Origin of the sequence: Flagellimonas algicola (assembly GCF_005937185.1) — a bacterium.
GTDB lineage: Bacteria > Bacteroidota > Bacteroidia > Flavobacteriales > Flavobacteriaceae > Flagellimonas > Flagellimonas algicola.
Genome location: NZ_VCNI01000002.1, coordinates 924738 through 939196 on the forward strand (window position 1 = coordinate 924738; position 14459 = coordinate 939196).

Annotated in this window: 16 protein-coding genes; all 16 read right to left on the reverse strand. The window is 42.5% G+C overall.

Translation table 11 applies throughout. The annotated features are described in order from the left end of the window. Nucleotides 1–15 precede the first annotated feature (15 nt). Entirely contained in the window at nucleotides 16–318 is a 303-nt protein-coding gene (locus FGG15_RS13035; RefSeq protein ID WP_138836917.1) for an ArsR/SmtB family transcription factor, read from the reverse strand. A gap of 67 nt (nucleotides 319–385) precedes the next feature. Further along, the gene (locus tag FGG15_RS13040; RefSeq protein WP_138836919.1) at nucleotides 386–1735 is read right to left on the reverse strand and encodes an amidohydrolase family protein; all 1350 of its coding nucleotides are present in this window, start codon (nucleotides 1733–1735) and stop codon (nucleotides 386–388) included. A 27-nt stretch (nucleotides 1736–1762) separates the two neighbouring features. Further along, a complete protein-coding gene (locus FGG15_RS13045; RefSeq protein WP_138836921.1) occupies nucleotides 1763–2251 on the reverse strand; it encodes a GDYXXLXY domain-containing protein in 489 nt (162 codons plus the stop codon). Further along, on the reverse strand, nucleotides 2248–3312 hold the full coding sequence (locus FGG15_RS13050; protein ID WP_138836923.1) for a DUF4401 domain-containing protein: 1065 nt from the start codon (nucleotides 3310–3312) through the stop codon (nucleotides 2248–2250). Before FGG15_RS13050 ends, FGG15_RS13045 begins: the two co-directional genes overlap by 4 nt. Next, entirely contained in the window at nucleotides 3291–4250 is a 960-nt protein-coding gene (locus FGG15_RS13055; RefSeq protein ID WP_138836925.1) for a DUF2157 domain-containing protein, read from the reverse strand. The genes FGG15_RS13050 and FGG15_RS13055 overlap by 22 nt, the downstream gene beginning before the upstream one ends. 108 nt (nucleotides 4251–4358) lie before the next feature. Further along, complete coding sequence (locus FGG15_RS13060; protein WP_138836927.1) at nucleotides 4359–4910, reverse strand: DUF7010 family protein; 552 nt, start codon at nucleotides 4908–4910, stop codon at nucleotides 4359–4361. Nucleotides 4911–4927: 17 nt separating this feature from the next. Continuing rightward, entirely contained in the window at nucleotides 4928–5653 is a 726-nt protein-coding gene (locus FGG15_RS13065) for a GNAT family N-acetyltransferase (protein ID WP_138836929.1), read from the reverse strand. A 4-nt stretch (nucleotides 5654–5657) separates the two neighbouring features. Further along, nucleotides 5658–6071, reverse strand: a complete 414-nt coding sequence (locus tag FGG15_RS13070; RefSeq protein ID WP_138836931.1) for a nuclear transport factor 2 family protein — start codon at nucleotides 6069–6071, stop codon at nucleotides 5658–5660. Nucleotides 6072–6083: 12 nt separating this feature from the next. After that, nucleotides 6084–6623 (reverse strand): NADPH-dependent FMN reductase, encoded by a 540-nt coding sequence (locus FGG15_RS13075; protein ID WP_138836933.1) that lies wholly within the window; start codon nucleotides 6621–6623, stop codon nucleotides 6084–6086. A gap of 73 nt (nucleotides 6624–6696) precedes the next feature. Continuing rightward, nucleotides 6697–7275, reverse strand: coding sequence for a Crp/Fnr family transcriptional regulator (locus FGG15_RS13080; protein WP_138836935.1), 579 nt, complete (start codon nucleotides 7273–7275; stop codon nucleotides 6697–6699). Nucleotides 7276–7331: 56 nt separating this feature from the next. Next, nucleotides 7332–7667: a 7(1) septoil knot domain-containing protein gene (locus tag FGG15_RS13085; RefSeq protein WP_202619560.1), complete on the reverse strand. Its 336-nt coding sequence runs from the start codon at nucleotides 7665–7667 to the stop codon at nucleotides 7332–7334. A gap of 44 nt (nucleotides 7668–7711) precedes the next feature. Beyond that, nucleotides 7712–8902 (reverse strand): alpha/beta hydrolase, encoded by a 1191-nt coding sequence (locus FGG15_RS13090; protein WP_138836937.1) that lies wholly within the window; start codon nucleotides 8900–8902, stop codon nucleotides 7712–7714. Nucleotides 8903–8905: 3 nt separating this feature from the next. Next, nucleotides 8906–10531: a S41 family peptidase gene (locus FGG15_RS13095; RefSeq protein WP_138836939.1), complete on the reverse strand. Its 1626-nt coding sequence runs from the start codon at nucleotides 10529–10531 to the stop codon at nucleotides 8906–8908. After that, entirely contained in the window at nucleotides 10512–10895 is a 384-nt protein-coding gene (locus FGG15_RS13100; protein ID WP_138836941.1) for a ribonuclease P protein component, read from the reverse strand. The genes FGG15_RS13095 and FGG15_RS13100 overlap by 20 nt, the downstream gene beginning before the upstream one ends. 66 nt (nucleotides 10896–10961) lie before the next feature. Beyond that, nucleotides 10962–12806 (reverse strand): M1 family metallopeptidase, encoded by a 1845-nt coding sequence (locus FGG15_RS13105; RefSeq protein ID WP_138836943.1) that lies wholly within the window; start codon nucleotides 12804–12806, stop codon nucleotides 10962–10964. A gap of 1 nt (nucleotide 12807) precedes the next feature. Continuing rightward, entirely contained in the window at nucleotides 12808–14457 is a 1650-nt protein-coding gene (locus FGG15_RS13110) for a S8 family peptidase (protein WP_138836945.1), read from the reverse strand. Nucleotides 14458–14459: the final 2 nt, after the last annotated feature.

The following is a 14459-nucleotide window of genomic DNA, read 5'->3' on the forward strand; positions in this document are numbered from 1 at the left end:
ATAAAGACAAAAATTTTAGAGTTCTTTGCTAATTTCTTTTACATAGGCTTTAATGTTTTTCTCATTACGTTGAAAGTAAGTCCACTTTCCAATTCGGGTAGGGGTGATAAGCCCAACATTCTGAAGCTGCGATAGGTAATTGGAAATGGTGGACTGCGACAGTCCTGATTTTTCAAAAATATATTGACCACAAACCCCAAACCTAAAATGTCCCAATTCCTTATGTGGCGGAAATTCCTTCGAAGGTTCCTTCAACCATTTAAGGATATCCACTCGGGTTTTGTTGGAGAGTACTTTGTTTATTTCAATGACATTCACAATGCAAATATAGTAAATATCGAAATATGTCGATATAACATTTTGTATCAATCTAACATGATAGGGATTATTCACCCAATCGCTTTTGGACAACTCCCTTTTTAATCACGGTGTTAATTTCCAACGTATTGTTGATGGAAACCAATGGGCTTTTATTGAGTAAAACCATATTTGCGATTTTCCCAACCTCGATGGAACCTAAACTATCTTGGGCGTTCACCATTTTGGCGGCGTTTAAAGTTCCCATCTTAATAATTTCCAATGGCTCCATACCCCCAAGTTCAAAAAGCTGCATTTCTTCATGAAGACTATACCCATGAAAATTAAATTTATTGCCTGCGTCAGTTCCTAGAACCATATTGATGCCTAACTCTCTTAAAAATTTGATATCCTCCACTTGGGGAACCACAAATGCACTAAGGCTATTTTCGGTTAAGCCATATTCCTCCATTAGATTTGAAACATACATGTTTCCAAGTTTGACCTGCATAGGTGTTAACTCCTGTACCTTATCCCTATAGGCTGGGAGCATGGCTTCAACTTCGAACCATTCAGGATGCAATGGATAAAGAAAAGATTTATCGATCATTAAGGTCGTGACCCAATGGGGTTCCCTTTGTTTGAACTGTTTCAAGAGCTCCAGTTGACGTTTGTCTTGTTGGTCAATGTTTACTCCTGTGAAATGAACCAAATTTTGGATGCCACCAGTGATGGCCATTTCCAACTCTTTATTGTCACTAACGTGTGCAAAAATTTCCAGCCCGTGTTTTGAAGCTTCCTTGGTGACCTTGTTTATGAATTCTTGTGGAATCCGTTCAACAAAGGGAGGAGCAGGCCCATCCTCAATGGTCAACTTTATACCTTGAATGGGATATTGCGCCACTTGCTTTACCAGTTTTTCAATCTGCAAGGTATCCTTTAAATAGAAAATGGTCTCGCCCTCGCGCCAAACTGGACTTGGATAGGTTTTGGTCGGATGGCAACCTTCCATGGAAAAATGTTGACTTGTATGGAACACATAGGGTGCGGGAATTGTATCCTTATTGCCCCTTTCTCTCATGGCTTTAAAATATTGATTTGTTGTTGTGCCTCCCCCGGGAATGAAAATGGAGGTAATTCCATAATGAACCAACCGTGGAAAATCCCTTTCAAAATTTGAAGTGTGGACATGACAATCAAACAATCCTGGGATGAGATATTTTCTTGACCCGTCAATGGTTATTGCTCTTGCAATGGATATTGAAGGCTCAATTGCGCTTATTTTCCCATTCTTTATTCCAATGGATACGGTTTGTACTGGCATTCCAGTACCATCAATTAGGTTTACGTTAGAGATGATTAAATCTAGTTCGTCTGAAGGAGTGGAATTGCAGGCAAGTAGAACCGGGAAAAGAATCCACCTAAGTAAATTTTTCATTGTCTTGATTTTTATAAAGGGGAAACTTTATTCAATCAAATTCTTGTCTTCATCATAGAGGCCTATTAAGAGGCTATTCCCATTTCCATCGACTTTGACACCACCATATTTGGCATTTTCATACTTCTCACCTTCACCTTCTTGAAAAAAATAGGATTCGGCCCCAATGTTGATGTTGTTCCAGCTTTTTTTGGTGTAATTGATTAAAAACTCTTCCGGATTCAATGGCAATTTTTTGCGTTGTACCCTAAACTGATCAATAGTGTTGTCTGAATGGAGGGTAACTACGCAAAAACCGGTTTTGGAGGTTTTATCATAATCAATATCACCAGAGATGCCATAGCGCAAGCGCATGTAATCCCCCTGAATTAGGGACCGGGGATCCACAGGGGCTAGTTCTAGAAGGATGAGCTGCCCGTCTTCCAACAGTTGCTCCTTTTCAACAACAGAATTGCTGAACAGCACCAGTATCAAGACCAAATTTGCCAATATTACAATCTTCTGCAAGCGGTTCATTTCTTGGTCATTTTAAGGGTGAACAAATAAAAAAGTAGAAATACCACTCCAGATGAAAATAGGATTATGGACTTTGTCAGAAGTGTCAAATTGAGATCGTAGTAATATTGCGAAACAAAATAGGTAAGGGCAATGATTCCAATGGCCAGACCCGTTCTATAATTTATATTAAAACTCAATAATATAATTAGGATTGCACCTGAGATTGCGGGCGCCATGACGGCAGGCAACAACACGGCCACGCTAAGGATATAAATCAAGCTTTTGGTGTTTCCAGAGACAACACCAACCACCTTGATCAAATCCTTTACCAAATAAAGCACAGCAAAAAAAGAGACAACAGAAGAGAGCCAGATATAGTTTTGATCAATAGGAAACAGACCCCGCTTGCCCAAGGCAATCAATCCAATTAAAAAGGAAAACAGCAATCCAATTCTTATGGGGCCGTGCAGTTTGGAAAGCTTTTTGCCCGATGTAAAGAACGTGGCCTCGTTGAGAAAACAATATACCAGCAACAACGCATAAACTGCTAGGTACAGGTGAATCAAATTATACTGGTCATTGGAAATGATCAATATCAGGAAGCAGCCACCAACACCAAGAATGGAGAGGAAGGACAACATGTAGGTCTGTGTAACAAACAAACTGCCCAAGGCCGTAATCAAGACCAAAAGAGTAACCACATCTTCATTTACATCCAAATTTAAAAGTGCGATTATAACCAAGGCAAACCCGATAAGGTATATGGAAATACTAAAAGTGTCTATGATGAGCCGGTCGAAGGTTTTGTTCAAAATCAGGGCTCCCAAAATGAACAGCGCACCCAGCACTATCATTCCAACCTCGGATTCGTAGACCCCTAAAATGAACAAAAAGCCCAAAAATGCCAAGGAGGCCAAAAAACCACCAAAGATGGAAAGCACCTTGATGGCCAAACTGGAAGTCTCGCTCTTATCCTGACCAAGTGCTTCCAAAATGGCGCTTTCATCAAATTGAAAGTGCTCACCTTCCGTTTCTTGGATGGTTTCAAGAAAAGTCTTTACCCGATTTGTGCGTTCCATTTTCTGTGAAGTTTTATGAGCCACATGATTAATAGGGTCACACTGGTTATAATAAATAAGCTGATGATCAGAAACATTCCGGCATCATCCGACAGTTTGATCAAAAATGCGGAAAACATAATAATCGAGCTAAAACCAACGATGGAAAGGTAAAAGGCACGTTGGTTTTGCAAGCCGTACAACACCCCTGCCACGTAAAGTAGGAGTACAGTAAAAAGGAGCATATAAAACGCAGTCTCTGGCGGGTCAAAAATTCCGATACAGACGCCCATGGTGGCATAAACAATGGCCGCCAGCGCAATCAAATGGGTAAACCAAGACGGGGGCTCTATATTTTTAACCCATTGGGAACCTAATAGAAATACTACGAGAATAAAGCTATTGGCCCCAAACAGTATGGCATAAACAAAGACATCTGACCACCCATGTGCGACTTGCTCTGCGTAAAGAACAATAGTAATGTTTATCAAAGTGATGAAAACTGTCCAAAGGGGTGCAAAATTTACAATGACTACCCATAGGGCAATTAGCAAAGTCCAATTGAGAAATAGGTCATAAGCATTGGCGCCGGTCTGATACACCTGTCCAAAAACGGCCAGGAATACCCCAACCAAAACAGCGCTTGCCGTAAGAAGGGCCTTTTTAACCGAAGGATTCAATTGGGTTAATACCGCTGTTAAGGTAGTGGCTACAAAAAGGCCACTGATTAAGCCGAGCTTGACAAACTTGTGCAGCTCATCCCAATTATAGGCAAAGAAAAAGATGATACCTGCCACCGTGAAGGAGACTCCTAGGCCCAAGAAGAAGACTTTCAAGAATTTTAACCAGTCTCCAGGCGTATTGTAAATATGATCATGTAAAGCCCTTGACACTGAAGAAGTAGACCAGCTGCTATTTTTTGCAATGATTCGAATTTCCTCCCGGCAGATTTTTTCCATATCCAGAAAGATAACAAAATAGTAGGTCTGTTTTTCACTAAATTGATGGATGACTCCTTCAAATTGATGGATCGCTCATTTGGCTTTATAACTTGGGAAGGAGAAAGCCTAATTTGTTGTTCTTCGTTGCCGTAAAATCAAGAGGGTAATTAGATAAATCAACACAATCCCAAAAGGGATGGCCACAAACCGATGTTCTGGCAATGCATACCAGAGACCAAGGACCAAAAGGGTTCGCGTAGCCGCATGGAATATCCCAACCCAATGTTTAATGATCCAAGAGAAGGGAATCCACATACCTCCCAAAAGGATTCCAACTGTTAGGGGAAGGGACGTGTAGTCCACCAGAAAAAAGGGAATTGCAATGGCATAGGCCATAACCGCCTGGCCAATGGTATAAAAAAACAAAGCATCAAACTCGTTTTTGGCCTTGTTCCTATCAAAAAAATTCTCGCCCGTAAACTTGGAAATGAACATGGCCAAATACACAATACTCCCAGTTCCTATGAAAAGCACCCAAACTGTGGCCTTGGTAGAAAGGAAAAGGGAAGCAATGCCTACCAAGGCCCATATAATAGCACCTGCCAAAGGGGTTGCCAAGAATTTACTGCTTGCAAAAGCGATGTGTTGTTTTTCCAAAGAAACTCCCTTGTTTTCCATAGTAGACATGTATTTGCTTAGGCCCTAAAACTGACCAATGAACCGTGGGTTTCAAAACCCAGTTTTGCATAAATGGGTTCTCCCAATTTGGAAGCGACCAGATAAACCTTCTTGGTTCTTGATGCCCCAGCTTTAGACAATAAGGCCTGTGTCAATCTTTTGCCCAGTCCCAATCCCCTGTAAATGGGAAGTACCCCGATCATATGGATACCTGAATTTTCGTCACCATCAAAATAGGCCATGCCGCAACCGGCGTAGGTTCCTAAATGCACGCCCAAATATAAATGAAACTGTTGATGTCCAAGCAATGCATTTATTGTACTTGGATGAATGGCATAACCAAAAGCCTTGGAAGCCACGGAGGCAAATTCAAGGGCATGTTTTGAGTTTCTGACGACAACGATATTATCAGGCAACGCGCGGGGATAATCTTGATCTGATGAAAGACACATGGCCTTGACCCGGGAGGTTTCCTTAAGGCCGGTAAGCTTTAATTTTTCAATCAGTTTTTCGTCCTCCCCTATGGAAAGAGAATTGGGAAGAATACCATTCTGCATACTTCGTTGGATGTATTCCAAGTCCGTTTTGGAGGAATCGGTTATAAAAACTTTACTTGGCCAAGAATTGGAAGGGGCAAGGGTGGAGGTATATCCCTGCCCCGTCTTGGTGAATTCGGCTTGGTTCCCAATTTCGGACCAAAACTCAAAGAGATGGGCCACTATCTCTTGGTTCAAAGTATTCATAGCACTAGACCTTTGAAGCTTCTACAAAGGCCGCGGAGTCCTCATAAAACCTGTACTCCTTGATTTTGTTATCTTCAATAATGCTCAATTGGACCCAATCGCTGACGAACATTTTTCCTGTTGCTTTTAGTTCGTGGCTAAAAGAACCATTGGCAAATACCACGTTGTCCTGAGCCACAATTCGTTCCACTTCAAAACTTTTGGTGTTGAATAAGGCAAGAATGTTGGCGATAAATTGTTCGGCTTCCTTTTTGGTCTTGTAAATACCGTGCAATTGTTCTTTGGGTCTTTGCTGCTCTTTTACACTTACAATAAGGCAGTCTTCGTGAAAGGAATCCAGCACCTGATTTGTATTTCCATTTTGAAAGGCGGTAAAGTAGTCGTTAACTACCTGAATGTTTCGATTTGATTTTTCCATGATTTGATTTTTCTATGAATGAAGCGTTTGTAAAAAGTTCTGGATGACACCGTCAAACGTGGCAGCCACTTCCTCATTTGTAATTTTATGATTGACAGGGTCAAAGTTGTGATTGAAGCTGCCAAGGGAATACGAATCCGTAAGATTGCCGCCCCAAATAGGCAGGAGTTTTTCCAAAACTTTTAGATTGGAAGCCCCACCATTGTATCCTGGGGATGTACTTAGGAGCAAAACTGGCTTATCACCAAAGAATTTTTGATCAATTCTCGAAATCCAGTCAATTAGGTTCTTCAAAAATGCTGTGGGAAGCCCATTGTGTTCTGGAGATGCAACAATAAAACCATCTGCCAGCGCAAATTCCTTGAAAAGCAATTTAATGGGTTTTGGCAATCCCTTTTCCTCCTCTTGAGGGCTATAGAGAGGCACATCCAATGTGGTTGAGGTAATCCTTTTGATTTGGGACGAGTGAAGCGCCTCCAAGGCAGCCGTCATTAGTTTTTCATTGATGGAATTTGGGCTGTTACTGCCCGCTAAAGCAAGTATCTTCTTCATTGTACCGTGATTTATGGCACAAAGTTTCTAAACTCCCAAGGCGTGAATCTTAAGGTATCTTAAGAAAGAGGGGCTAAGGAGAATTTTTCCGCAATGAGCTTAAAAATTCGGGGGTAATCCCCAGATAAGAGGCAACCATGTATTGAGGGACACGTTGTTCTATGGCACGGTACTTAGAACGGAATTCCTGATATCGCTGCTCGGCCGTTTTGCTCATGGTATCCATGGTACGCTCTTGAAAAGCCACATAAGCTTTTTCAAACTTCAACCGAAAAAAACGCTCAAGTGAAGGGATATTATGAAACAATTGGTCAAGGGTGTTTTTTGATATTTGAACCACGGTGCTGGGCTCAAGAGCCTGAACAAATTGCCTGGCAGGTGTTTGGGTAAGGTAACTGTATAGGTCATTGATCCACCAACCCTCTATTCCAAATTGGACCACATGTTCTTTAGCCTCGGAATCCATATAATAAGCTCGCAAACATCCTTTGGATATGAACCTCATGTGTTTGGAAGTATCTCCAGCAAAAAGCAAAACATCTTTTCTTCCAAGCTCAATAACCTTACAGTGTTGTTTTATAAGATGTGCCTCTTCCAAAGAAATGGCTACTGAGCTTCTAAAATGATTTAAAAGATGTTCAACAGGATTCACCTAGGTGCTAATTAAGAAGGAGACTTCCAAGATAGGCAATTTGAAGCCAGCTTACACTACCACATCCAATGCTGCAGGGAAGCGTCTCTCCATTTGGCCTTATAATCCGAGTCCACTACATAAATGATCAGATCAGCCTTATAATCGGCATCCACGAAATAGACTTTTTTATCAGCTTTGTAATCCCTATCCGTAAAAAACCAAAGACCCTCATTGCCTTGGGCTTTATAGTCCCTATCAACTTTGAAAACCAACAGATCTGCTTTGTAATCGTGATCAGCAACAAAGACTTTTATATCGGCTTTATAGTCCCTGTCCACAGCAAAAACCTTCTGGCCTTGCATGAAGTATGTGCAAAAAAGAAATATCAGAAAAGAAAATTGCGTTTTCATGGTTTTTGGTTTATTCTTTGGAAACCAAAACCATGCCAAGCGGTCTAATTGGATTTTAACAAGTCAATAAACTCATCTATAAAGACCGACTGGGCGCTGGATTGTGCATGAATCAACTCGTTTTTCCTCGAATACAAGCGGACAAAGAGATCAAAGCGGACACGATAGACCATATTTTGAACTTCTGCATTTTCGGTATCCTTGAGTTTATCCAGTTTTCCTAGTTCTTTTTTCCACCATTCCCAATTCACTTTTTGCGGTTGTGCGAAGTCCTCCCGTAGTTGTTTATCCCAAGCCATCACCCATTTTCGTTCCTGTTCCAGTGTTTTTCCCAACTGGGCCAATTTCTTTTTGAGCGGCTTGGATTTGAGAAGCGTGGTATATTGATTTTCAATGCTATCAATGTTCAAAATCCCTTTGTAGTCTTTTATGATACGTTCCAGTTGTTCTGCTTCAAACAAAAGCCGTTCTTCCGCTCTGAATTGCTTTACCAGCGCATAGTCTTTTACATATTGAGCCCGTAACTTATCTGTTGGGACGGGCTTTTCCTTTTTGAGCTTTTGAAGATTTAACCAATCAAAGGCGCGCAGGATTTGTTCTTTTGGTGGCCATTTATGCTCCTCATCAAAAGTAATTAGGGTGCTGTTGAAATTGATGAGGTTTAGGAAGCCTTTGTTCTCTACCATTTCCTTATAGTTCATGTCCCTGTTTCCGCAGAGACCTGCATAGGCATAGTCATGGGCCGCGGGCATATGCTCCTTGATTCCGGAGAATCCAGCCCCACAACCTATGACTCCGGCAAATTTGTTGGTCAAGGATGCGATGGCACTTGCCAAACGAGAACCTCCGGAAAAACCGGAAGCGTACATCTCATCCTCTTTTATATTGAAATGAGAAAAAACATGGTTGAACAAGTTGTTGGCCAGGGCAAAGTTTCTTTCATAAGGGGCATTTCTGGAGTTGTTGGAGCAGATTAGGACATGACCATATTTTTCAGAAGCCGGAATAAATGGTTGAATGCCAGCCGCTCCTCTGGCCGCAGGATCAAAAATAAAAACAATGGAACTCAATCCCTGGCTGGAAAAATTCTGTGGCAAATAGAGCGCGAAAGTTTCTTCATGGGCTCCATTGACCGGGATGGAATCATGTATTTCCCCTTTTTCATAGCGTTGTTGACCAAATAGGGTAATGTTGAAAAGCAGTATCAGGAACAGGCACGAACAACACCTTTTCATGACCTACCGTAGAATGCCGTTGTATTTGGAAGCATCTCCAAGCAAGGCCGTGGCACTGAGAATGGCATCATCATGCGTGAGGTAATATTGATAAAGACCTTCCCTATAGAAATATCGTTTGATGATTTCGTCTTCAAGATTTTTCTTGATTTCTTTTTGATAGGTGTCCAAAGCGGAAATTTTACCGTTGTTGATGGCCAGCAGCAAGTCCTTGTACTTTTCTTGAACATTGGAACCCAACAGGTGATCTTCTGAGTTCATAGTTTGTTCCAATAACTCCTCGGTTTCTGTCTGGAATGAAAAATCCTGTGTTTGCGCATATTTTTTGAATGCCCCAAAATCGGAATCCGTAAAAGTGAAATCGCCCACAGTGCCAAAGGAGTGATCAAAATAGAAGTCCGTGGCAAAATCGAAAAGGATGTTGTTTTGCTGTAATGCGTCAATGAGACTGTTGGTTTTTATAGTCGCAATTTCCACGTCGGGCATTACCCCTCCACCGTCCTGTACCTTACGGCCATTTCTTGTGGTAAACTCCTTGAATTGGGTGTTCCTGACGGCCTTACCTTCTTCATCCCTGTTCCAATAATCCAAGGACTGAATACACCTACCGGATGGAGTATAATATCGGGAAATGGTTACCTTAAGCTGGGTACCATACGTGAGCTTGAGCGGACGCTGCACCAAGCCTTTTCCAAAACTACGGGCGCCCATAACCACGGCACGGTCCAAATCCTGCAATCCCCCAGAAACAATTTCACTTGCCGAGGCACTCCTACCGTCCACCAACACTACCAGAGGGATATCCAGGTCTTCTGGCTGATTTTTGGTCTTGTATTCCTGATTGAACTTTTTGACCTTGGATTTTGTGGTTACGATGAGCTCTCCTTTGGGAACGAACAAATTGGTAACATTGATAGCTTCTGTGAGAAGTCCTCCTGGATTTCCCCTCAAATCAAGAATCAGTCGCTCCGCACCTTTGCCTTTTAAATCCTGCAGCGCCGATTTAGTTTGACTGGAAGCCTTTCTATTGAAACGGGAAAGAACGATATAGCCTGTTTTTTCGTCAATCATGTCATAAAACGGAACAGCATCCACCTCCACACCTTCGCGGTTTAGGGTGGCCATCTTGGTTTCTCCCTGTCTAACAAAAGTGACATCTACGGAGGTGTTGTTGGCCCCCTTGAGCAATTCGCTTGCGTTGTCGTCAAAATCGGTAATCGTAATGTCGCCAATCTTTATGATTTCATCCCCGGCCTTCAATCCAGCCTTGTCGGCTGGATACCCTTTGTAAGGTTCTACAATGAGCAACTTACTCTCATAAGATCGAACCAAGGCTCCAATACCGGAATATTCCCCTGCATTGTTGATTTTATAGGCCTCTACATCTTGTTCATTCAGAAAACGGGTATAGGGATCCAATTCCTCCAACATGTTCTTAATGGCCGAATCCATCAGTTCTGCAGGATTGGTCTCATCCACATAATTCATGTTGAGCTCCTTGAAAAGCGTAGTGAAGATTTCGATTTGTTTCGCTATCTCGAAGAAATCGCTTTTAAATCCGGAAGAGGCAACCAAAATGGTGAGCGCTACAACCGGAACCCAAATTCTTTTATTGATCAGATTTTTCATGGGATTCTTTTTTTATGAATGCTTGCAAAAGCTGAGTCATGGCTTTGTCAACCTCCTTGGCGTTTGGCATCGTATTACCAAGGTATAAAAATAGGAACGCAAAGTTTCCCTCTACATTGTTAAAAAGAAGGTGCTTGTTCAGCCGATAAGATTCCCGAAGAAGGCGCTTTACCCGGTTCCGATCAACGGCATTTTTAAACTTTTTCTTAGGTGCCGCTACAGTTGCCTTGAATTGAACATCATCGAATTCGCATTTGGTGTAGAGCAGCCTTAGGGGAAAGGCCTTTATGCTCTTTCCCTCAACAAAAAGTTGCTCAATTAGCTTTTTGCTCTTGAGTTTTTCTTTTTTGCTAAAGGAGGCCATTTTAGTGCTACTTAAATTAACTCGCTTCGGAAGGATCTTCGTCCAAAAACGGAGGACACCCCAATATTAGGGTTGCCAAACATTGTTTTCCCCATTTACATCGGCCATAAGTTGCGATGGATCTATGACCAAAGCTTGGATTTCAACGAAAGGCGTATCAATAATCAACTCATAGGTGGTATGCGCCCAAGCCCAATCTTTTGCCACTGTTCTTTTGAGGTTGGGATAGGGGTTGTCCTTTTCACCTCTCATCATTTGTAGAGGGATGTAATACGTTTCCTGGGAGCCATCCGTATTGGCAACCAACAAATCAATTGGCATGGGCATATCCCCAATTCTTTCCAAGATTACTTTGGTCTGGTTTCCATTTGCTTCAACACTTTTGATGGCATAGTCAATGGTATTGGTTGTCTGGGTCCAATCCACCAAATACCATTCAAGCTCCATTCCTGAGACCTTTTCGGCAGCGCGCTTTATATCATTGGGAACAGGATGCTTAAACTTGAATTCTTCATAGTATTTCCGCACCGATTCCATAAGCTTATCCTGTCCAATAACATAACCCAATTGGGAAAGGAAAATGGAACCTTTGCTATAGGCAGCAATACCATAAGCAAAGTTGGTACTATAGCGATCGGCATGGGTGGCCTGCGGTTTTTCCAGACCTGAATTGACTAGTGCGTAATACCCTTTATAGGACCCCTCAAACGGATTTTCTTTACCCTGCTCCATAATCTCATTCATACACAGACTGCTGATGAAGGTGGTAAAACCCTCATCCATCCACTCATGCTTGGATTCGTTGGTGGCCAGCACATGTTGAAACCAAGAATGGGCCATCTCATGCACCATTACGCCCACTAAACTTCCAAAAGCGCGGTTACCGGTGATCAAGGTACTCATGGCATATTCCATTCCGCCATCCCCGCCATGGACCACGGAATATTGATCATACGGATATTTACCAATGTTCTTGCTAAAGAAACGCATGGCATCCACTGTTTTAGGCTGCAATTTTTTCCAGTTTTCTATGATTTCCGGATTGTTTTTGTAGTAGAAGTGCAAGGTTGGGCCATCCTCCATTTGCAAGGTATCATGAATGTACTCTGGGTCGGCACCCCACATAAAATCATGGACATTGGGAGCCTTAAAATGCCATGTCAAGGTCTTGCCTTTGGTCTTGACCTTGGTACCAGGTGCCTCATATCCATGTCCCACTTCTTGTGGGTTCTGAAGATAACCGGAACCCCCAACCACATAGTCTTTGTCCAATGTCAATTTTACATCAAAATCTCCCCAAACCCCATGAAACTCTCTGGCAATGTAGGGGTTGGCATGCCAGCCTTCAAAATCGTATTCTGACAATTTGGGATACCACTGGCTCATGGAAAGGGCCACGCCCTCACTACTGTTGCGTCCAGACCTTCTGATTTGTGCAGGCACCTGACCCTTGAACGCCATATTCAAAGTGGTTTTGCCACCCGAGGGAATGGGTTGGGCCAAATCCACTACCAAAATGGTTCCTTCTTCCGTAAAGGAAACGGATTGACCATCTTGGGTAAGGGTTTCCACGTGTAAATAACCCATTTCAGATTCGGAAAGGGAAGCAATCCTGCTTTTCCCATTTTCCATCATCCGACCATCTGGATCTTTAATGCTTTGCAAGCGGGCGTCCATCTGGCTCCCGGGCTGAAAGGCATTGAAAAACAAATGGTAATAAACCCTGTCCAGTTTGTCAGGAGAATTATTGGTATATACTAATTTTTGGGTACCGGTATATTGAAATGTCTTTACATCCATTTCAACATCCATGGTATAATCTACATGCTGTTGCCAATACGAAGTGTTCTGCGCGGCTAGCGAAAGCATACCGGCAAAAGCCATAGAAAAGAAAAACCAGGCCTTTTTCATATTATTTGGTGTTGTTGCTAAGGGTTGCTTTTCCTTTGGTGATGCTTTCTGCCAGTAGCAAGGCGTTATAGGCATTCACCATTTTCCCTGATTTGGAAATTTTATCAAAAGTTGAAGCGTTGGCTGGATCTCCCGAAACAATTACGGAAGCTTTGGTGCCCAACCCTGATTGGATAATAATCTGCTTTACTTGTACCGCTGACAATTGCGGGTAGTACGATCGTACCAAAGCCGCAACGCCTGCAACTGCTGGGGCGGCCATGGAAGTACCTCCCATGAAATCATATTTATTGTTTGGCAAGGTGGAATAAATGGCATCTCCAGGCGCAAAAACATCTACATTTTGACTGCCGTAATTGGAGAAGGTTGCTACCATTTTGGAACCATAACTACTGGTCAATGCCCCAACCGTGATTACGTTATTGGCAATTTCCATAGCTCCAAACATGTGATCATTAGGGTAGTTTGGATTCTCAGGACTGTCCAGGTCATTGCCATCGTTTCCTGCGGCATGTACAATTAAAACATCTTTGGAAGCAGCATATTTTATGGCATCATACACCCATTGTGCGTTGGGAGAAAAGGATTTTCCAAAACTACAGTTGATAATTTTGGCACCATTGTCCACAGCGTAGCGAATGGCCAAGGCGACATCTTTGTCATATTCATCGCCATTTGGGACAGCACGTACGCTCATGATTTTCACATTTTTGGCAACTCCGTTCACCCCTTTTCCGTTGTTACGTTCCGCAGCTATAATTCCAGCGACATGGGTTCCGTGGCTTTCGGTATCCACTCTATTTTTCGGGTTACCGTTCCCGTACTTTATGTCACTAAAGTCATAAGGATTGTCCCCAACGGTTTGTCTTCCGTCAAAGTCTTTATTGAGGTTATAGTTGACTTGATCTGTAAAATAGGTAATGCCCTCGTTGAGTTCTTCCATTACACTTGGAATACTCTCACCATAGGTGAACATTTGGGTGAGTACGGCTACATGCTGCTGCATTTCCTCTGTTTTAGCCTCAATGGACAACAACTCTTTTTTTGTGTATGAGCTCTTGCCTAATTCCTTTTTCACGGCCTCATCGGCACCCTTAACCACTTGGAAAATCTGCTCGTATTGTTGTTTGTTCTGCAATGCTTTTGGGTAAGCTTCGTCCAGTTTTAGGCGAGCTTTGGCTCTTGCAGAGGCATCCCCCACACCTACTCGGAGCATGCGGACATACTCCAATTGTTCGTTATAGGCTTCGCCCAAAAAATTATAGCCATGAATGTCATCTATATAGCCGTTTCCGTCATCGTCCCTGCCATTATTGGGTCGCTCACCTTTGTTGGTCCACAACACCCCGTCCAAATCCTCGTGTTCAATATCGATTCCGGAATCAACAACGGCTACGATAACCGTTTTTCCGTTTTTGTTCTTGATGATTTCTCGGTAGGCCTTGTCCACACTCATTCCGGGTATGGTATCTGAGATGAGGTCAGCGTGCCCCCAGGTTTTTTTCTGGGATTCCGACAATTCCGACACCTTAAGAGGAATGGTATCTATATTTTCAACGGGAGTTGAAACAAGGGTAGTAGCACCGCATCCCATTAGGAAAATAGAGGCGGAGACCATGGAGAAAGAAAGATTGAAATAACTGCGATTCATAT

Excerpts from the sequence above, each read along its gene's own strand:
- FGG15_RS13070 (WP_138836931.1), bottom strand. The coding sequence starts at position 6,071 with ATGGAAAAATCAAATCGAAACATTCAGGTAGTTAACGACTACTTTACC.
- FGG15_RS13090 (WP_138836937.1), bottom strand. The coding sequence starts at position 8,902 with ATGAAAAGGTGTTGTTCGTGCCTGTTCCTGATACTGCTTTTCAACATT.
- FGG15_RS13075 (WP_138836933.1), bottom strand. The coding sequence starts at position 6,623 with ATGAAGAAGATACTTGCTTTAGCGGGCAGTAACAGCCCAAATTCCATC.
- FGG15_RS13045 (WP_138836921.1), bottom strand. The coding sequence starts at position 2,251 with ATGAACCGCTTGCAGAAGATTGTAATATTGGCAAATTTGGTCTTGATA.
- FGG15_RS13055 (WP_138836925.1), bottom strand. The coding sequence starts at position 4,250 with ATGGAAAAAATCTGCCGGGAGGAAATTCGAATCATTGCAAAAAATAGC.
- FGG15_RS13050 (WP_138836923.1), bottom strand. The coding sequence starts at position 3,312 with ATGGAACGCACAAATCGGGTAAAGACTTTTCTTGAAACCATCCAAGAA.
- FGG15_RS13065 (WP_138836929.1), bottom strand. The coding sequence starts at position 5,653 with ATGAATACTTTGAACCAAGAGATAGTGGCCCATCTCTTTGAGTTTTGG.
- FGG15_RS13110 (WP_138836945.1), bottom strand. The coding sequence starts at position 14,457 with ATGAATCGCAGTTATTTCAATCTTTCTTTCTCCATGGTCTCCGCCTCT.
- FGG15_RS13040 (WP_138836919.1), bottom strand. The coding sequence starts at position 1,735 with ATGAAAAATTTACTTAGGTGGATTCTTTTCCCGGTTCTACTTGCCTGC.
- FGG15_RS13085 (WP_202619560.1), bottom strand. The coding sequence starts at position 7,667 with ATGAAAACGCAATTTTCTTTTCTGATATTTCTTTTTTGCACATACTTC.
- FGG15_RS13100 (WP_138836941.1), bottom strand. The coding sequence starts at position 10,895 with ATGGCCTCCTTTAGCAAAAAAGAAAAACTCAAGAGCAAAAAGCTAATT.
- FGG15_RS13095 (WP_138836939.1), bottom strand. The coding sequence starts at position 10,531 with ATGAAAAATCTGATCAATAAAAGAATTTGGGTTCCGGTTGTAGCGCTC.
- FGG15_RS13105 (WP_138836943.1), bottom strand. The coding sequence starts at position 12,806 with ATGAAAAAGGCCTGGTTTTTCTTTTCTATGGCTTTTGCCGGTATGCTT.
- FGG15_RS13060 (WP_138836927.1), bottom strand. The coding sequence starts at position 4,910 with ATGGAAAACAAGGGAGTTTCTTTGGAAAAACAACACATCGCTTTTGCA.